Raw genomic sequence first — 19426 nt, 5'->3', positions numbered from 1 at the left:
AGATGTTTACACATGTTGGCGCACCTTTTTGTAGTGATACGGTCAGAATGTCGTTTCTTATGGAAAGGCTGATCCATTTGCGATAGGAAAAGCATCCCTGCTTGTCGAAGAATAGAAGAATATGAGATGAATACGGAAAAAATAGGAAGGCAGCATTTGCCCGCCAATATATAAAGGAAGAGAAAATGAAAAAAGTCCTTGTCGTCATTGATATGCAGAATGATTTCATCGATGGGAGTCTCGGTACGAAGGAGGCGCAGGCCATACTGCCGCGTCTGGTGGCGAAGTTGGCACGTGAGCGCGAGGCAGCGCTGATTTTCACCCAGGACACGCATGGTGCATCTTATCTGGAGACGCAGGAAGGGAAGCTTCTGCCTGTGGTACATTGTGTCAAGGCATCGCAGGGCTGGGAAATCGCACCGGCTTTGGCACCGTATGTCGCGCGGGCGGTAGCTGTCATCGAGAAGCCGGCGTTTGGTTCGTTGGCGCTCCCGGAGGCCGTGCGCAGTCTCCGGCCGGAGGCGATAGAGCTCACAGGCCTTTGTACGGATATCTGCGTCATAGCAAACGCGATGATCCTCAAGGCGGCATTCCCCGAGATTCCTATTTCGGTCGACGCTTCTTGTTGCGCCGGGGTGACGCCGGATAGCCATGAGAATGCGCTCGCGGCCATGAAGATGTGCCAGGTACGCATCGTGCGCTGAGACAGCGTGGTGCGCGGCAGTTTCTTGAAAAAAATCCCCGTCGTTGCTATAATCGTAGACGGTGAACATACGCTGGGCGTCCGCGTGGCGGATGCCATGTGCCGCCGCCTTATAAGACCTTTAGCGTGCTGATCCGCGGACTGCGCTGGGAGATGTTACAGTATCTTTGTAGATGGGGTGGCGAACAGCAGACGGAGGTTGTTTTTGACGAGGAAGGCAGTTTTTTTCGATATTGACGGGACGCTCATCAATATCATGCGGCGACGGCCGCAGATGACAGAGCGCACGCGACAGGCCATCTTGGAGCTGCGGCGCGCGGGGCATCGGACGCTGATTGCGAGCGGGAGGCCGCTCGTGTATCTCGATGACGAGCTCACGACGCAGGGGCTCTTCGATGGCTATGTGCTCATGAACGGAGCAGCGGTGTTCGTCGATGGGCACTGCGTCTATGAGCAGCCGCTGCCGCGGGCGCGTGTGCGGGAGATCGTGGCGCTCTCGGAGGCGCATGGCGTGGAGTATATCCTGCAGGGACCGCGGCAAGTGTATCTGAGACCGGAGTTCCACGGCTTGGAGGAGTTCTACCGGGGCATCGGCATCGATGTGGGGCGGTTCGTCCGCTCGTTCTCGCTGGAGGATATCGATGTTTGCAAGCTGGAATTCCTCGCGTTCGAGGCGGAGGGAGGCGGTGCGTTTCGGCAGTTGCTCGCGCTGCCGGGGCTCGCGGGGCTCATGGATCCGTATCATAAGAAGAATATGGAGCTCTATGCCGCGGATGTCTCGAAGGGCAGCGGCATCCTGCGGGCATTGGAGGCGCTAGCCATCCCCGTGCGCGACAGCATCGCGTTCGGCGACGGCCTCAACGACATCGAGATGATGCAGACTGTCGGCACCAGCGTGGCGATGGGCAATGCGCAGCCGGAGGTCAAGGCCATTGCGCGTTACACTGTTCCGAGCGTCGACGAGGACGGCGTCGCCTGGGGAATTTCACATTTGATTTTGCATCGTGACGAGTGATATGTCATTTTTCTTAGGAGGGATTCGTTTTGCAGAAACGTTGGAAATGGTGGGTTAGCCTGCTGCTGAGCCTGACGCTGCTGCTTGCGGGCTGCGGCGCTGCCAAGACGGCAGACAACACCGCCGCATCGACGTCCTCCTCCGCTCAGGGGAGTGCGAAGGCCGCGGTGCAGACGAGTGTGCCGCAGGGAACCATCAGCATCAAGATGCTCGATGTCGGACAGGGGGATGCCATCCTCATACAGACGCAGGAGCAGACGGTCCTCATCGATACGAGCGATGTGGATGAGCGCGACAAGCTACGCGCCCAGCTTGCGAAAGCCGGTGTGAAGAAGATCGATAAGGTCATCCTCACGCATCCGCATGCCGACCATATCGGCGGCATGGAGGTGCTGCTCGACGGCAGTTATGAGATCGGCAGTATCTATGACAACGGCATGCCGTCTACATCCAAGCTCTATCTCAGCTACATGAAAAAAGCGAAAGCCAGAGGCATCCCGCACCATGCGCTCAAGGCCGGGGATGTACTGGATTTCGGCGGCGGTGCGCAGTTCGAGGTGTTGAGTCCTGAGGAAAGTCTCGTGCAGAAGGGGCAGCAGAAGGGCTACAAGCATGATCCGAACAATGAGTCGGTAGTCGGACGGCTGACGTTCGGCCAGTTCGCGATGCTCTTTACGGGCGATGCCGAGAAGGAGGCCGAGGCGTCCATTGCCGCTCGTTACGGCAGTGAGCTGAAGAGCCAGGTGCTCAAGGCGCCGCATCATGGCAGCAAGACATCGTCGAGCGCTGCATATCTCCGCCTCGTGCAGCCGGAGACATGCGTGATTTCCTGCGGCGCGGGTAACGACTACGGTCATCCGCATAAGGAGACGCTGAAGAAATATGCGGCCATCCATGCTAAGACCTACGAGACGGACAAGAACGGCACGATTACCATAACGTCTGACGGCAAGAGCTATGAGGTGAAGGAGGAGAAATCATGATTTCTGCTTACTTGGATCGCTTCGAGGAGGCATGGGCCGTCCTGCTGCTCGGCGATGAGATGAAGAAAGTGAATTTCCCCCGCGCTTATCTGCCGTCCGGGTTGCAGGAGGGCGATTATGTGACCATCGATATCCGCTATGACAAGGAAAGAACAGAGGCGGCGGAGGACGAGGCGCTGTCGCTGCTGCACGAGGAAGGATAGATTTTTATGCAAGACCAGATAAAATATGTGTTGCGGCTTTGTTTTTGCTGTCTGTGCGGGCTGCTTTTCGCACTGCCGACAGCGTCGGCAGCGCGCCAGCTGCCTGTCAATGAACTAAATTATTTTCAGGCGTATGAGACGACGGTGGACGGCCGGCCGGCATGGCACATCGAGATCGGCGTCAGCCGGGCGAATGCCGAGTATACGGTCAGGGAGAAGACTTTCCTGCGCAAGGAGCTCGTCCTCGACCTGCCGAACACGGTGCGCGGCCAGCTTGCGGCGCAGATTGCACAGAAGAGCAAATATGTCTCGTCTGTCCATATCGAGGAACTGGAGGCGCGGCATACGTTGGTGCGCGTGCTCCTGACGCAGGCGGGCGCGGGCTGCACCTACCAGGTGACGCGGCTCGATCCTGACCGCAGGGCACGCAAACCCAGCCGCATTGCCATCGATATCTTCGAGAAGCCGCAGGCTGCGCCAGCGGGGAACGTCGAGGGCGTGGCAGGTCACGCCCTCGTGCTTGATGCTGGCCATGGCGGCAGCGATACGGGGGCCGTCGGGCCGGATGGTGTGACAGAGGCATCTGTCACGCTGGCAGTGGCGCGCGATCTGCGGGATATCCTCACGAATTCTGGTGCGCGCGTCGTGATGACGCGCGATGCGGATGTCGATGTCTATGGGCCGTATGCCACGGATCGGCAGGAACTGCAGGCGCGGGTGAATGTCGGCGCATATGCGCCGGAGGCGGAAATCTTCGTCAGCATCCACTGCAACGCGTTTTCCAATCCGGGGGCGCATGGCATGGAGACATATTACTATCCGAAGACGGATCGTGATGAGCGCCTGGCCGAGCTGCTGAACGAGGAGCTTGCGGCAGCGGGCGGCCGCTTCAACCGCGGCGTCAAGCAGGCGAATTTCTACGTCATGAAGCACTCCGCGATGCCGGCGAGTCTCGTCGAGCTCGCGTTCATCACGAATCCGGAGGAGGAGGCGCTGCTCGCCTCCGACGCGTATCAGAGGGAGCTCGCCCTGGCGCTGGCAAAAGGCATCGGACGATATTTCAGCGAATCGGCTAGATAGGAGTTGGGAGTATGATGATGAAGATATTGCGTGGCGCTCGTGGCGCGCTACTGCCGCTCGTGATTTGCTGCGGCCTGTTGCTCGTGGCGGGCTGCGGCGCGCAGACGGCAACGAAAGGTGCACAGGACGGCAGTGATGCCTCTGTCGTAACAGAGAGTGGCGCGAGGGCGGGGCAGCCTGCTTCAGGGGAAAAGAAGGAGACAGCTGCGAAGGAGCTCACGGTCAAGGTATACTATCCAAACGATGATGGGACGAAGCTCGTCGCCGTCTCGCGCAAGATCAAGACGGACAAGGAGGATAAGTACACGGCGGTCATGCGGTCTCTGCTTGCAGGAACGCAGGAAAAGGGGCAGACTGTCATCATCCCGAAGCAGGCGAAGCTCCAGTCGGTCAAGGTCGCGGACGGTACGGCGAAGGTGAGCTTCAGCAGGGAGCTCTCGAAGAATTTCGTCGGCGGCTCTACGGGGGAAGAGATGCTCGTAGGCTCCATCGTCGATACGCTCACGGAATTTCCCGAAGTGAAGCGCGTGCAGATCCTCATCGACGGCAAGGCCATCGAGTCCCTGAGCGGTCACATGGATCTGACGCAGCCGCTCGCGCGCATGAAGCAGCTGCTTTGAGGGGCGGCGTGCGCATAGAGCGGGAGCGCTTCTTGCATCGGCGGTTCTATGCCGTTTCCCATGTGATTCGTTTTTCTTGTGTTTCCGTGCCGTTTGTGATATGATGTGCTTTGTATAGCATGCTCTAGGGGTGTGCTGTCGTGACGAAAGAAATCAAACAGGAGGTCTTTTCAGACAATGAAAGTTTCAGCAGAAAAAATAGAGAACCAGAAGGTCGTCCTGACCATCGAGGTCGTAGCGGCAGAGCTCGACAAGGCCGAGGAGCGTGCCTGCAAGCGCTTCGCATCTCAGGTGAATATCCCGGGATTCCGTAAGGGCAAGGCGCCGCGCAAGATTGTCGAGCAGCACGTCGGCAAGCAGACGGTTCTTCAGGAGGCGTTTGACTATTTCATCGCACCGGAGGCACTCGCTGAGGCTCTGAAAGACCAGAAGATGGAAGACATCGTGACGCGTCCGGATATCGAGACGGTGACGCTCGAAGAGGGCAAGGATGTCGTATTCAAGGCTACGGTCGTACCGCGTCCCGAGGTTAAACTCGGCGAGTACAAGGGCCTCAAGATTGCTAAGGATGAGGTCAAGGTCACGGATGAGGATGTCGACAACCAGCTTAAGCGCATGGCAGATCATCAGGCGAAGATGGTCGAGGCTCCGGAAGGTGCGGCTGTCGAGGACGGCGATTTCACGACGCTCGACTTCAAGGGCTTCGTCGACGGCGAGGCGTTCGAAGGCGGCGAGGGCAAGGACTACCCGCTGCAGATTGGCTCTAATAGCTTCATCCCGGGCTTTGAGACGCAGCTCATCGGCGCGAAGGTTGGCGAGGAGAAGGATGTAAACGTCAAGTTCCCCGAGGAGTACCATGCCAAGGAGCTCGCGGGCAAGGACGCGACGTTCAAGTGCACGATCCGCAGCATCAAGCATAAAGAACTGCCGGCCATCGACGATGCGTTTGCCAAGGCGGCCAGCAAGTTCGAGACGCTCGATGAGCTCAAAGCTGACATCCGCAAGAACCTCACGGAGAACGCGGAGCGCAAGGCAGAGAACGACCGCAAGGCAGAGGCACTCGAGACGGCGAGCAAGAACATCACCGTCGACATCCCGCCGGTCATGGTTGACAACGAAGTAACGCGCATGCTTCGCGAGATGGAGATGCGCCTCGCACAGCAGGGGATGCAGCTCGAGCAGTATCTGCAGTTCGCTGGCACGGATATTGCGAAGCTCCGCGAGCAGTATCGTGAGACGGCGGAGAAGAACGTCCGCACGGGCCTCATGCTCGAGGAAGTTGCCAAGGCGGAGAATATCAAGGTGGAGGCCGCGGATCTTGACAAAGAGGTCGAGGTCATGGCTGCTGCTTACGGCGCTACGCCGAAGCAGGTCAAGAAAATCATTGCTGAACAGGGAAGGCTCAACGATCTGGCTGCTACCGTCCTGCGCAACAAGACGATGCAGTTCATCTTTGACAATCTCGCTGAGTAATTCCCTTTGGGGGTATCAATTATGAGTTATGTACCAATGGTCGTGGAGACGTCAAGCCGCGGGGAACGTGCTTACGACATCTATTCGCGTCTGCTCAAGGATCGCATCATCTTCCTCGGCGGGCCGATTGATGACAATGTGGCGAATACCGTTGTGGCGCAGCTCCTTTTCCTCGAGTCTGAGGACCCGGACAAGGATATCTACCTCTATATCAATAGCCCGGGTGGTGTGGTGACGGCTGGCCTTGCCATCTACGATACCATGCAGTACATCAAGCCGGATGTCTCGACCATCTGCATCGGTCAGGCGGCGAGCATGGGCTCTGTCCTGCTTACAGCAGGCGCCAAGGGGAAGCGCTTCGCGCTCCCCATGTCGCGCATTATGATTCATCAGCCGCTCGGCGGCGCGCAGGGGCAGTCGACGGACATCCAGATCCAGGCGAAGGAAATCCTGCGCATCCGCGAGGTCATCAATGAGATCCTCGTCAAGACGACAAGGCAGAAGCTCGAGAAGGTCATCGAGGACACGGAGCGCGATAATTTCATGACGGCGGATGAGGCGAAAGCCTATGGCCTGATTGATGAGGTCATCACGCGCAAGGAGAAGGCGGCCAAGTCCTCGAAGACGAAAGCGGAGAGCTGAGAGGTGGTATCATGTTGAAGTTCGGCGATGAAAAGGGGCAGCTGAAGTGTTCATTCTGCGGCAAGACGCAGGATCAGGTGAGGAAGCTCGTAGCTGGCCCGGGTGTCTACATTTGTGATGAATGCATCGAACTTTGCAACGAGATCATCGAAGAAGAGTTCAGCGAGGATGTAGAGGTAGAGCTCAAGGATGTACCGAAGCCGAAAGATATCCGTGCCATCCTCGACCAGTATGTCATTGGCCAGGATGAGGCGAAAAAGACGCTTTCCGTTGCGGTCTACAACCATTACAAGCGCATCAACAAGGGCCTGATGAAAGCAGCAGACGATGTGGAGCTGCAGAAGTCGAATATCCTGATGATCGGCCCGACGGGCAGCGGCAAGACGTTGCTTGCGCAGTCTCTGGCGAAGATCCTCAACGTGCCATTTGCGATTGCTGATGCGACGTCGCTCACGGAGGCCGGCTATGTCGGCGAGGATGTCGAGAACATCCTGCTCAAGCTCATCCAGGCGGCCGACTACGATATCGACCGTGCGGAGCGCGGCATCATCTACATCGATGAGATTGACAAGATTTCCCGTAAATCGGAGAATCCCTCCATTACCCGCGATGTGTCAGGCGAGGGCGTCCAACAGGCACTCCTCAAGATTCTTGAGGGGACGACGGCTTCTGTACCGCCACAGGGGGGCCGCAAGCATCCGCATCAGGAGCTCATCTCCATCGACACGACGAACATCCTGTTCATTTGCGGCGGTGCGTTCGACGGCATCGAGAAGATCATCGAGTCGCGTCTTGGCGAGAAACAACTCGGTTTCGGCGCCAATGTCACATCGCGTAAGGAACGCAACATCGGCGAGGTCCTGCGACATGTCCTGCCGGAAGATCTGCTCAAGAGCGGATTGATTCCGGAGTTCATCGGTCGTCTGCCCGTCGTCGTGACGCTCGATGCGCTCGACGAAGACGCGCTCGTGAACATACTCACGGAGCCGCGCAACGCGCTCGTGAAGCAATATCAGAAGCTCCTCGAGATGGATGGCGTCAAGCTCACCTTTGACGAAGGAGCGCTCCGGCTTATCGCGAAGGAGGCGCTCCAGCGCAAGACGGGAGCGCGCGGACTGCGCTCCATCATCGAGGGCATCATGCGCAATGTCATGTATGATGTGCCTTCCGTGGAGGGAGTTTCCGCCTGCCGCGTCACGAAAGAGGTCGTGGAAAAGAAGAAGGATCCCGTGCTGACGCTTGATAAGAAAACAAAACCAGGAAAGAACCAAGAAGCTTCTGCATGAATGGAGATTACATGGGGCGCTGCCGGAGTGCAGCGCCTTGTTTTTAGGAACCACTGATTAATTCAGCACTCCGTTTTCACGCGTCTGCACTGTCCTCTCGTCGCCCTGCCATCCTCAGCGTAGCTTTGCTACGCCTGCGGTTTGTCTCCGAAGAGTACAGCGCATCCGCGTAAATCCGGAGCACTTCATTTAATCAGCGGTTCCTTTAGTTTTTCAAGGAGGGGAATAGAATGCCGGAACAGACGGTGCGCCTGCCGCTTTTGCCCATGCGCGGCATGGTGGTTTTTCCCGCGATGATGGTGAATCTAGATGTCGGCAGGGAACGCTCCGTGGCGGCGCTGGAGCAGGCCATGCTCGCGGACAGGAAAATCTTGCTCGTTGCACAGCGCGACGATGAAAAGGATGAGATCGGTCAGGAGGATCTCTACGAGGTGGGAACGGTAGCGGAGGTCCGCCGCTCGATGAAGATGCCGGATGGTTCTGTGCGCATCCTCGTCGAGGGAGTCAGCCGTGCGACCATCACGGAGTGCCATAGTCTCGAGAAGTATGCTGAGGCCATCGCTTTCGAGCATGTCGATGATCCCGCGGAGGACAAGGAATCTCTGGAACTTGACGCGCTGGTTCGCAGCGTTGTGGATGCCTTTGAGAAATGGGTGAAGCTCAGCGGCAAGATTCCGGAGGAAGCACTTGTCTCCATTGCCATCCTCGACAGCGCGGGGAAGATGGCGGATCTCATCGCCAGCCATCTGAGTCTCAAGCTGCAGGTGCGTCAGCAACTCCTCGCCTGCATTGATGTGCGGGAGCGGCTCGACCTGCTCTACCGCGTTCTTGCGCATGAGCTCGAGGTTCTTGAGCTCGAAAAGAAAATCGAGACGGAAGTCCGTCAGCAGATGAATAAGGTGCAGAAGGACTTCTACTTGCGGGAGAAAATCAAGGCCATTCGCAAGGAACTGGGTGAGAAAGACCGCAAGGCAGAGGAAGTCGAGGCGTATCGGAAACGGCTCGAAGGGCAGCAGTTCCCCGACGTTGTACGCAAGAAGCTGACGGAGGAAATCGATCGGCTCGATGCGCTCAGCACGCTGTCACCGGAAACGAGTGTCGTACGCGGCTATATCGACTGGATTTTCGCTCTGCCTTGGTCAAAGGAAACGGAAGATACTGTGGAGATCAGTCAAGCACAGGCGGTGCTTGAGCGCGATCATTACGGCTTGAAGGAAGTCAAGGAACGCATCCTGGATTATCTGGCCGTCCATCAGCTCGCTGAGGCGAAGACAGCTCCTATTCTCTGCCTCGTCGGGCCGCCGGGCGTCGGCAAGACATCGCTGGCATCTTCTGTCGCCCGTGCGCTCGGTCGCAGATTCGTCCATGTCTCGTTGGGCGGCGTCCGCGATGAGGCGGAGATCCGCGGCCATCGTCGGACGTATGTCGGTTCGCTGCCCGGGCGCATCCTCGAGGGGATTCGCACAGCCGGTACGAAAAATCCTGTCTTCCTCCTCGATGAGATTGATAAAATGGCGCAGGAGTACAGCGGTGATCCGGCGGCTGCCATGCTCGAGGTGCTCGATCCGGAGCAGAACAAGGCCTTCGTCGATCATTATCTCGATGTGCCGTTTGATCTTTCCGAGGTGCTCTGGATCGTTACGGCGAACAATCTGGGGAATATTCCGCGTCCATTGCGCGACCGCATGGAAATCATCACGCTTTCCAGTTATACGGAGTTTGAAAAGCTCGCCATTGCCAAGAAATACCTCGTCGCGCGTGCGCGACAGGCGAATGGGCTCAAGGCGAAGGACATCCGGTTCGGGGCCGGCGTGCTGCGCGAAATCATCACCGCGTACACGCGGGAATCTGGCGTGCGTGAGCTCCTGCGCCAGATTGAACGTATCTGCCGCAAGGCGGCGCGTCAGATCGTAGAGGGGGCGGAGGCACCAATCCGTGTGACGAAGAAGAATCTCGTCACTTTTCTCGACAAGCCGAAGTTCCTCAGCACGAAAGCGGAGAAGCAGCCGCAGGTCGGTGTCGTGACAGGCATGGCCTGGACAGAAGTAGGCGGCGACATCCTGCCTACAGAGGTCTCTGTGCTGAAGGGGAAGGGCAAGCTGATCCTCACAGGGCAGCTCGGTGATGTCATGCAGGAATCGGCCCAGGCCGGACTTTCCTATATCCGCAGCCGCACACAGGAGCTCGGGCTCGCCGATGATTTTTATGAAACTGTGGATATCCATATCCATCTGCCTGAAGGGGCCATACCGAAGGACGGGCCGTCCGCAGGCATCACGATGGCGACAGCGATGATCTCCGCACTCACGCAGCGCAAAGTGCGCAGTGATGTGGCGATGACGGGCGAGATTACGTTACGCGGCAATGTCCTCCCCATCGGTGGGCTGAAGGAAAAAGTCCTCGCAGCCTACAGGGAGGGTATCCGCACAATCCTCTTGCCGAAGGAGAATCAGAGGGACATCGAGGACATCCCAGAGGAGATCCGCGGCAAACTGCAGTTCGTGCCCGTCGCTCACATGGACGAGGTACTCAAGACAGCGCTGATGCCAAGGGAAGAGGGAAAGGAGGACAACCATGCCTGAGCAGGAACGCGTCATCATCACACAGGCCGTCTACGTTGCTTCGGCCGTCAAGCGGGAGCAGTATCCGGAGGAAAAGATGCCGGAGATTGTTTTCATCGGACGTTCGAATGTCGGCAAGTCCTCCCTCATCAATTCTCTCACGCGCGTGAAGAATCTCGCGCGCGTTTCCTCGCAGCCGGGCAAGACGCAGACCATCAATTTCTACGCATTGGGCGCTAAAGGGGAGGGGACGGCGGACAGGAAGAGCTTCTACCTCGTCGATCTCCCTGGCTATGGCTATGCGAAGACGGGGAAGGAGCGTCGGAAGATGTGGTCCGCGTTCATCGAGGACTATTTGCTCCACTCGCCGCAGTTGCAGTTCGTCTGTCAGCTCATCGATATCCGCCATGCGCCGATGCGCTCTGATATCGAGATGTTCTCCTGGCTGGTGAGGAACGGCATCCCCGTGCTCGTTATCGCGACCAAGGCGGACAAACTCGGCAAGAACGCCTGTGCGAAACAAGTCGCGCTTATCCGGCAGACGCTCGGTGTCGCGGAGCTTTCGGTCCTGCCATATTCTTCTGTAAAAAATGAAGGACGTTCAGATTTACTTGACGTCATATGGGACACTCTGCTACAATAAAGGAAAATATGAATCAGATTCATACTAGAGGCGCTTTCACTGCTGTGGGTGACGGTGCGATAAAGGAGTGCATGACCTATGACGGAGCTGACGACGTTCGATAAAGCCCTTCTGAATCTGCTGCAGGGAAATCTTCCCGTCTGCAGCAGGCCGTTTGCTGAGCTCGCAGCTCAGCTTGGTACGGATGAAGCGACTGTCCTCACGCGGCTGAGGTGGCTGAAACAAGCGGGCTACCTGCGTCGCATCGGCACGTTCTTCAACTCCGCGCGCCTCGGCTACGCGGGAACGCTCGTGGCGCTCCAGGTCGACGAGGATCACATGCAGTCCGTGGCGGAGGCTGTCAATCAGTACGTTGGTGCCACGCACAACTACGAGCGTGAGGGCGAGTACAATCTCTGGTTCACGCTGCTTACGCAGACGCCGGAACAGGAACGCACCATCCTGCGCGAGGTGCGTGCGCTTCCGGGTGTGCATGGCATGATGAATCTCAAGTCGCGGAAGAAGTACAAGATCAACGTGCAGTTCAAGCTGAGGTAACTTATGATGCAGCCAGGAAAAAAGGTCAGCGAGCTGGATAAGAATGTCATCCGCGCCCTGCAGGGAGACTTCCCGCTCGTCGAGGAGCCGTACAAAGAACTGGCCGCGCGGGCTGGCGTGAGCGAGGAGGTATTCCTCGCCCGCGTGAAAGAAATGACGGAGCAGAAGATGATCCGCAAGATGGGCGCCGTACTGCGTCATCGCGAGGTTGGATTTTCTGCGAACGTCCTCTGTGCCTGGGCTGTCCCGCCGGAGCGTCTCGACGAGGTGGCGAAGGCGATGGCGACATCGGCGTCTGTCTCGCATTGCTACGATCGGAACGTCGCGCCGGGATGGCCGTACAATCTCTACACGATGATTCATGCACACAGTCGCGCGGAGTGTGAGCAGATTGCAGATTGCCTCGGCAGAGAGAATCATGTATCGCGTCGCGTCATGCTTTATTCGAAAAAAGAATGGAAGAAAACTTCCATGCAATATTTCAGCGAGTGACACTGCGATGGTTTCGAAAGTGCTCCTCGCTTTTTTTTTGTATGTAAATATGTTAAAATATTCGCGTGTATGACGTTCTATACGAGATGCGGCGCTGCTGCATTTCTTGAGAGATGAGGATGGGTGGCAGATATGGTTTCTGAGAAGATGTATGAACTGGGTACGAAAAAATCGACAATCCGCACGATCTTTGAATTTGGCAGGAAACGTGCGGCCGAGGTCGGTGAGGATCAGGTGTTCGACTTCAGCCTGGGCAATCCTAATGTACCGACGCCGGATTTCATCCGCGAGGCAGCGGTGGATATCCTGCAAACGAAGGCTCCGAATGAGATCCACGGCTATACGGTGGCGCCCGGGCATCCCCAGGTGCGCGCGGCGGTGGCGGAGAGTCTGAACCGCCGGTTTGACATGGACTATGAGGGGAAAAATATCTTCATGACGGCAGGCGCTGCCGCTGCGATCACCATCTGCTTTAAGGCGCTTTGCGAAGAGGGGGATGAGTTCATCGCCTTCGCTCCTTTTTTCCCGGAGTACCGTTGCTTCGTGGAGTCCGTCGGCGGCAGGCTCGTTGTCGTGCCAGCCCGCACGGAGGATTTTCAGATCGACTTTGCTGCGTTCGAGCGGCTGCTCACGCCGAATACGAAGGCGATCATTGTGAATTCGCCCAATAACCCGAGCGGTGCGGTCTATTCTGAGCAGACCATCGCGCGGCTGGCGGAAATCCTGCGCCAAAAGGAGCAGGCATACGGCCATCCAATCTTTATCATTTCTGATGAACCGTATCGGGAGATTGCCTTTGAGGGCTACACGGTTCCTTATGTTCCGAAATATTATGAGAATACGCTTGTCTGCTATTCCTACAGCAAGTCGTTCTCCCTGCCCGGCGAACGCATCGGCTATATTGCCGTACCCGACAGCGTTGCGGACTTCGGTGCTGTCTTTGGCGCGATTGCGGGCGCTGCGCGCGTACTCACGCATGTCAACGCACCTTCGCTCTGGCAGTATGTCGTCGCGCGCTGCGTGGACAAGCCGTCGGATATCAGCAAATATGTGGAGAATGGCAAGCTCCTCTACGATGGCCTCATCGCGGCAGGATTCACCTGCGTGAAGCCGCAGGGGGCGTTCTATCTTTTTCCGAAATGCCTCGAGGAGGATGATGCGGCGTTCTGTGAACGTGCGAAGAAATACGGCCTGCTGCTCGTTCCCGGTGCTGACTTCGGTTGCCCCGGTTATTTCCGTGCTGCCTATTGTATCAAGACAGAGACCATCCGCCGCTCGCTGCCGCTTTTCAAGAAACTCGCAGCGGAATACGGCAAGTGAGGAAACGCTGCTGTATGAGTGGGCCTCATGCCCGATAGGATTTTCTCTATCCTGCAAAAGCTGGCTGTTCGCTGAGGAACAGCTGGCTTTTTTGCATCTATCGCTGGCCTTTGTCAGAAAATGGTTTTCCCAGGGAGGAGCAGGAGACGCTTTTTCACACTCTTTTTTCGCCATCTTGTTTATGGTATAATGAAATGAATTTTTGAAATGGAGTCGGATTGATTCATGGCGAACATTTACAGCAGGGTGGAGTTTTTCTACCAGGAGAACCCTGAGGCAGAGGCCATTGTGCCGCAGGAGAAAGTGGAGCAATATTTCCGTCGCCGTGCGTGGCATGCTGCGAGCAGTCACGACATGGAGATGGAGTGGCGCCTGTTTTCCTTGCTCATAGAATATATTGACCAGAGTGGCTTTTACTCGTTTGACTCTCTGGCACCGGTGGATTATGAGATGCTTCTCTACCGTGCGCGGGAACGGTGGCATGATTTTCCGCTCGATGATGCGGGAATCGAGCGGGCTTTTGATGCGCTGCGGGATTTTTACAAGATCGCTTTGCCCGAGGCGGAGGAGGAACTTTTCGAGATTCTGAATGTCGCGCGCAAGACATGCTTGGCCAAGAAAGAGGAATTGTTTCCTCGGGCGGGTGAGTCACTTCTGGTAGAAGATGACTTGTCGGAAGAGGATATTGCAGAACTCAACCGCCGTCTCGATGGTCTCTTGCGCAGCGTGCAGATTTTTTATAAGGATGAGAAGCATTTGCCGGATCTCGCCCGAGCGATTTTTCGTTTCTGCGGGCCTGAGATGTGTCCGGAGGATTTGGACTCCCCGGAGAAGAAAGAGGAGTTCTGGCACTCTTTTTGGGATTATTTCCTGTTTGACTACCATATGATCGATGATGATAATACACCGTTGCATGCTTTTTTCGTGCAGAGACAGACGGAGATGGACTGGGTTGACCGGAAGGTTGTGCAAGATCTCATGCGGTCGCGTTTTACGATTTTTTATGTTGTGTCCATTGGTGATGAGAGCGTCCTTTGCCGTGATTTGTTCACGGACGAGGATATGGTGCTGCCACTGCCTGATGTGCCGATGGCTGATTATGACAAAGTGCTCCTTTATGGGCATATGCATGCGCGTGACACGATGTTGCTCAATCATATTTGTTCGGTGCCGGCAACGAAGAAACTGCGTCACAGGATCAAAGAGGAGATCCAACGTCAGTTCGATATCTATCGCTGGCGCAGTCCGCAGGCTTCGTTTGATGAATTTTTTGCGCGGAACACGGCAGCGGTACTTCATGTCATCCATCTCATGACATCGTTGGCGCAGCTGCGCGTGGTGCCCATGCTGCGTCCGCGCCGCAAGCAATCGGACGCTCTAGTGCTGCCACAAAATTTTGCAGCGCCACAGCAGCGTCTGGAGCGCAACGCACTGGCGCTTGGTATCGGAGCGGAGGAGAGAGGCATCATCCAGAGGATTTATGCCGATTTTGTGAGGCAGTCTTCTTTGTCACTGCAGGTGAAAAAACGTGGTGATACGCTGGCGGCTGCGATCACAGTATTCCTTATCGTCAATTCTATTTCTCTTCATGAGGAAGATAAGCTGTGCCGCCTGTTTCGGACGACGCCGACCCTTTTGGTGGAACGGTTGCGCGAGATGCTGACCGCATTGGACTGCATATTGTTTGATCCGCGGTATCTTTCCGAACAGGGGTTCATCAATGCCTTGTTCATGGAGCTGGATACACAGAAGAAGGAGTGACGGATATGGAAGCACTGGAGGAATTCCTGCGCAAAGAGTTTTATTGGTTGCACCGCCATCCGGAGGTTTCCTTTGAGGAGGTAGAGACGACGGCACATCTGCGCAGTTTGCTCGTAGAGAGCGGTGTCCGTGTGCTCGATTTGCCGCTCAAGACGGGAGTTGTTGCGGAGGTTGGCGCGGGCAGGCCTGTGATGGCGCTGCGCGCCGATATCGATGCTTTGCCGATTACAGAGCAAACGGGGCTGCCGTATCAGTCAGAGAAGACAGGCGTCATGCATGCCTGCGGACATGATTTCCATATGGCGTCGGTGCTCGGTGCGACTATGCTGCTACGTGAGCAGAAGAATCTCCCGGGTACGGTGCGCCTGATTTTCCAGCCTGCGGAAGAGGCGCCAGGTGGCGCGAAGCTCATCATGAATACGGGGGTGCTCGACGATGTGCAGGCGATTTTCGGTCTGCATTGTTCGCCGCTGCTGCCGGTCGGTACGTTGGGGATTCGCGAAGGCGCGGTGACGGCATCTGTGGACAGATTCCTTATCTGCTTTCGCGGCAAGGGGACACATGCGGCGCACCCAGAGCGCGGCATCGATCCGATTCCGGTCGCAGCGGCGTTTATCCAGGCAGCACAGACCATTGTGACCAGGAATATCGAGCCGTCGGAGGCGGGACTGGTGAGCATCACGCATGTCGAGGCAGGTAATACGTGGAATGTCATCCCTGATGAGGCGCTCGTCGAGGGGACGACGCGCTGCCTGTCTGCGGAGACCCGCGCGCTGATCCGCAGACGCATCCATGAGCTCGCGGAACAGATTGCTGCGGCTTATGGAGCCGAGGCCGTCACAGATTGGTATGAGGGACCGCCGGCAACAGACAATACGCAGAAGTGGACGGCGCTCGCGCGCAGAATCGCCCATGAGCAGAATCTGGCCGTAGAGGAAGCGCCAACCTCGCTTGCCGGAGAAGATTTCGCGTTTTATCAGGAACGCCTGCCGGGGTGCTTCGTGCTCACGGGGACGGGCGCATCTGCGGCCAATCACAATGCGGAGTTCCGCGTAGACCCGTGCGCGCTTCTGCCGACGGCCAGCTATCTCGCGGCACTGGTCCGGGCATCCTTTGCGGAGTACAAGGACTGAGTGACGATGGAGCTTACGGATTCCATTCAGTATCTCAAGGGCATTGGGCCGAAGAAGGCGGAGCAGATGGCGCGTCTCGGCATTTATCGCATCTATGATCTGCTGACGTATTATCCGCGCGCGTATGAGGATCAGAGTCGGCTCACGCCGATCAGCGACCTGCAAGCGGGTGAGAAGGCGACGGTCACGGGAACGGTCATGAGCACACGGGAGCGTGTCGCGGGGAAGCGACGGCTCAGGATCCTCACAGCGCTCATAGGTGACGGTACGGGATTCTTGCAGGTCAGCTGGTTCAATCAACCATTCCTCAAGAAGCAGCTGCAGCCGGGGCGGCGGCTCTTTGTCACTGGAAAAGCGGAATACGCCTATGGCGGGCAGGGACAGTTTGCCATGAGCCAGCTCACTTCCTATCAGCTCCTCTCGGAGCAGGAGGAGCCTGAGGGCAAACTTGGCATCCTGCCTGTTTATGCTGCGACGGAAAAGCTCAACCAGGCATTTTTCCGCCGCGAGGTGGCGCTGTTGCTCTCGCTGGATCTGCCGTTTCGCGAGGTCTTGCCGCCTGCTGTGGAGAAGGCGTATGATCTGATGCCGCGCAGGGAGGCGTTTTCAGCCATCCATTTTCCGAAGGATGCGGCGATGCTCGCGGCGGCGCGGAAACGGCTGGCGTTCGAGGAGCTCTATCTCATCCAGTGCGGTCTGCTGCTCCTCAAACGAAAAGCTAGAGAATCGAAGCGAGGGGTGCGCCATCTCGCTGCGGGGAGGCTCAGCCAGCAGGTTATCGAGGCTTTGCCATTTGCGCTGACCGACGATCAGGCCGCGGTCTGGCGGGAAATCTGCCGCGATATGGAGCGGCCAGTGCCCATGCGGCGGCTCGTGCAGGGGGATGTCGGCTCGGGAAAGACTGTTCTCGCCTTGCTGGCGCTCGTCAAGACCGTGGAGAATGGCTTCCAGGGAGCTTTGATGGCACCGACAGAGATTCTCGCGCGTCAGCATTACGAGTCGTTTACCCGTCAGCTGGCCGGGACGGGGATCTGCGTGGGTTTCCTCTCCGGCCATCTGACGCCGAAACAGCATGAGGAGATATATGAGCGTATCGCCAGTCACGAGGTGGATATCGTCATCGGCACGCATGCGCTCATCGAGGACAAGGTGCAGTTCGCCGCGCTCGGCCTCGTCGTTACGGATGAACAGCATCGTTTCGGCATCGCACAGCGGGCGGCGCTCGAGAAGAAGGGAGAGTCGCTTCCTGATGTGCTCGTGATGACAGCGACGCCGATTCCACGCACGATGACGCTGACGGTCTACGGCGATCTCGACGTCTCGCAGATTCGACATCTGCCGCCGGGGCGCCAGCCAATCCGCACGTTTGTGCGCGGGACGGACAGGCGCCCGCTCATCTATGAGTATGTGCGCAAGCAGATTGAGGCGGGGCGGCAGGCGTACGTCGTCTGCCCTCTCATCGAGATGAACGAGGATGTGGATCTCCCGTCTGCGGAGGAGGTCTACGAGGAACTGCGACATGGCATCTTCCGCGGCATTTCCTGCGGTCTCCTGCATGGACGCATGAAGGCAGCGGAGAAGGAGGTGGTGATGCAGGCGTTCTATGAGAACCGCATCAAGCTGCTCGTGGCGACAACGGTCATCGAGGTCGGTGTCAATGTGCCGAACGCCTCTCTTATGGTCATCGAGCATGCGGAACGCTTTGGACTCGCTCAGCTCCATCAGCTGCGCGGTCGTATCGGGCGCGGCCCCTATCGGTCGTATTGTATTCTTGTTTCTGACAGCAAGACGGAAAACGCGAGGGAACGCCTCGCCATCATGGCGGAGACGACGGACGGTTTCGAACTCGCGGAGGCGGACTTGCGGCTGCGCGGCCCAGGACAGTTCTTTGGCGCGCAGCAGCATGGTCTGCCGGATCTCAAGGCGGCGGATGTGCTCAGGGATACGGACCTCCTGCTCGCCGCGCGGCAGGCGGCGCAGGAGACATTGGAGCGGAGCGAGGATCTGAGCTTCGTGCTGCCGGTCCTCGCCGTCCAGTATAAAGAACAATTTTTACATATTACAGATACCTGACCGTGTCGGATATATTTCTCACCGTGCACATCTTGACACGAACGGTGGACATGCGCTACAATGAACACATATTTTTTTTGGAGGCGGATACCTTGGTTAGTGTATTGGTAAATGGTGCCTGTGGCCGTATGGGACAGGCGGTCCTGAAAGCGGTACAGGAGGACAGCGAACTGAAGCTCGTCGGTGCGGTGGATCTCCAGGGAGGCATGGATGCCGGTGAGCTCGTCGGGCTGCCTGCCTGCGGTGTCACGGTGGAAACGGATCTTGCGGCGGCGCTTACGCGCTGCAAGCCGGAAGTCATGGTGGATTTCACTCGCCCGGATGTCGTCTTTTCCAACGTCAAGCAGGCGCTCTCTGCGCATGTTTCCCCTGTCGTCGGCACGACGGGACTTTCGGAGGAACAAAAGGCGGAGATCGCCGCGCTCGCGGAGAAGGAGGCAACGCCGGCATTCATCGCACCGAATTTCGCCATCGGCGCGGTGCTCATGATGGTCATGTGCAAGCAGGCTGCGAAATATATGCCGGACGTGGAAATCATCGAGCTCCATCACGACAAGAAGCTTGACGCGCCGTCTGGCACGGCGGTGCAGACGGCGGCGATGATTGCCGAGGTACGCAAAAAGCACGTGCAGGGAAACCCTGATGAGAAGGAAAAGCTCGCGGGCGCGCGCGGCGCGGACTACGAGGGCATGCACATTCACAGTGTGCGGTTGCCGGGCTATGTCGCGCACCAAGAGGTCATCTTCGGCGGACTCGGCCAGACGCTGACCATCCGTCATGACTCGCTCAACCGCGAGTCGTTCATGCCGGGCGTCGTGCTCGCTGCCAAGAAGGTGCGGGGGCTCAAAGGATTGACCGTCGGCCTTGATAAGCTGCTGGAGTTCTGATACAGAAAGGTTGG

18 protein-coding genes are annotated in these 19426 nt (G+C 57.4%); all 18 read left to right on the top strand.

All coding sequences use genetic code 11. The features are described 5' to 3' along the window. Positions 1-185: 185 nt before the first annotated feature. The 18 genes from F599_RS0100340 (at position 186) to dapB (ending at position 19412) form a co-directional block, all read left to right on the top strand. A complete protein-coding gene (locus tag F599_RS0100340; protein WP_019541548.1) occupies positions 186-704 on the top strand; it encodes a cysteine hydrolase family protein in 519 nt (172 codons plus the stop codon). Positions 705-908: 204 nt separating this feature from the next. After that, positions 909-1718 (top strand): Cof-type HAD-IIB family hydrolase, encoded by an 810-nt coding sequence (locus F599_RS0100335; protein ID WP_019541547.1) that lies wholly within the window; start codon positions 909-911, stop codon positions 1716-1718. Positions 1719-1747: 29 nt separating this feature from the next. Beyond that, entirely contained in the window at positions 1748-2701 is a 954-nt protein-coding gene (locus F599_RS0100330) for a ComEC/Rec2 family competence protein (RefSeq protein ID WP_019541546.1), read from the top strand. Then, positions 2698-2904, top strand: coding sequence for a DUF3006 domain-containing protein (locus F599_RS0100325; RefSeq protein WP_019541545.1), 207 nt, complete (start codon positions 2698-2700; stop codon positions 2902-2904). Before F599_RS0100330 ends, F599_RS0100325 begins: the two co-directional genes overlap by 4 nt. A gap of 6 nt (positions 2905-2910) precedes the next feature. Next, positions 2911-3984, top strand: a complete 1074-nt coding sequence (locus F599_RS0100320; RefSeq protein WP_019541544.1) for an N-acetylmuramoyl-L-alanine amidase family protein — start codon at positions 2911-2913, stop codon at positions 3982-3984. Between the two features lie 11 nt (positions 3985-3995). Then, entirely contained in the window at positions 3996-4604 is a 609-nt protein-coding gene (locus F599_RS0100315) for a GerMN domain-containing protein (protein WP_019541543.1), read from the top strand. A gap of 177 nt (positions 4605-4781) precedes the next feature. Further along, positions 4782-6077 (top strand): trigger factor, encoded by a 1296-nt coding sequence (gene tig, locus F599_RS0100310; RefSeq protein ID WP_019541542.1) that lies wholly within the window; start codon positions 4782-4784, stop codon positions 6075-6077. A 21-nt stretch (positions 6078-6098) separates the two neighbouring features. Continuing rightward, positions 6099-6719 (top strand): ATP-dependent Clp endopeptidase proteolytic subunit ClpP, encoded by a 621-nt coding sequence (clpP, locus tag F599_RS0100305; protein ID WP_033368875.1) that lies wholly within the window; start codon positions 6099-6101, stop codon positions 6717-6719. An 11-nt stretch (positions 6720-6730) separates the two neighbouring features. Continuing rightward, positions 6731-8005 (top strand): ATP-dependent Clp protease ATP-binding subunit ClpX, encoded by a 1275-nt coding sequence (gene clpX / locus F599_RS0100300; protein WP_019541540.1) that lies wholly within the window; start codon positions 6731-6733, stop codon positions 8003-8005. A 230-nt stretch (positions 8006-8235) separates the two neighbouring features. Further along, positions 8236-10587, top strand: coding sequence for an endopeptidase La (gene lon, locus F599_RS0100295; protein ID WP_019541539.1), 2352 nt, complete (start codon positions 8236-8238; stop codon positions 10585-10587). Further along, positions 10580-11209 carry a ribosome biogenesis GTP-binding protein YihA/YsxC gene (gene yihA, locus F599_RS0100290; RefSeq protein ID WP_019541538.1) on the top strand — a complete coding sequence of 210 codons (630 nt, stop codon included), beginning with the start codon at positions 10580-10582 and terminating at the stop codon, positions 11207-11209. Before lon ends, yihA begins: the two co-directional genes overlap by 8 nt. 78 nt (positions 11210-11287) lie before the next feature. Further along, positions 11288-11746 (top strand): siroheme decarboxylase subunit alpha, encoded by a 459-nt coding sequence (gene ahbA / locus F599_RS0100285; protein ID WP_019541537.1) that lies wholly within the window; start codon positions 11288-11290, stop codon positions 11744-11746. Positions 11747-11752: 6 nt separating this feature from the next. Continuing rightward, positions 11753-12238 (top strand): siroheme decarboxylase subunit beta, encoded by a 486-nt coding sequence (gene ahbB / locus F599_RS0100280; RefSeq protein ID WP_020700422.1) that lies wholly within the window; start codon positions 11753-11755, stop codon positions 12236-12238. A gap of 132 nt (positions 12239-12370) precedes the next feature. Beyond that, complete coding sequence (locus tag F599_RS0100275; protein ID WP_019541535.1) at positions 12371-13558, top strand: pyridoxal phosphate-dependent aminotransferase; 1188 nt, start codon at positions 12371-12373, stop codon at positions 13556-13558. A gap of 225 nt (positions 13559-13783) precedes the next feature. After that, on the top strand, positions 13784-15319 hold the full coding sequence (locus tag F599_RS0100270; RefSeq protein ID WP_019541534.1) for a hypothetical protein: 1536 nt from the start codon (positions 13784-13786) through the stop codon (positions 15317-15319). Between the two features lie 5 nt (positions 15320-15324). After that, positions 15325-16452 carry an amidohydrolase gene (locus F599_RS0100265; RefSeq protein ID WP_019541533.1) on the top strand — a complete coding sequence of 376 codons (1128 nt, stop codon included), beginning with the start codon at positions 15325-15327 and terminating at the stop codon, positions 16450-16452. Between the two features lie 6 nt (positions 16453-16458). Beyond that, positions 16459-18525 carry an ATP-dependent DNA helicase RecG gene (gene recG / locus F599_RS0100260; protein ID WP_020700421.1) on the top strand — a complete coding sequence of 689 codons (2067 nt, stop codon included), beginning with the start codon at positions 16459-16461 and terminating at the stop codon, positions 18523-18525. A 92-nt stretch (positions 18526-18617) separates the two neighbouring features. Continuing rightward, complete coding sequence (gene dapB, locus F599_RS0100255) at positions 18618-19412, top strand: 4-hydroxy-tetrahydrodipicolinate reductase (protein ID WP_033368874.1); 795 nt, start codon at positions 18618-18620, stop codon at positions 19410-19412. Positions 19413-19426 lie beyond the last annotated feature (14 nt).

Origin of the sequence: Selenomonas bovis DSM 23594 (genome assembly GCF_000381005.1) — a bacterium.
Classification (GTDB): Bacteria; Bacillota; Negativicutes; order Selenomonadales; family Selenomonadaceae; genus Selenomonas_C; species Selenomonas_C bovis.
Note: the sequence above shows the minus strand (reverse complement) of the source record. Positions and strands in the feature narration are given on the sequence as shown.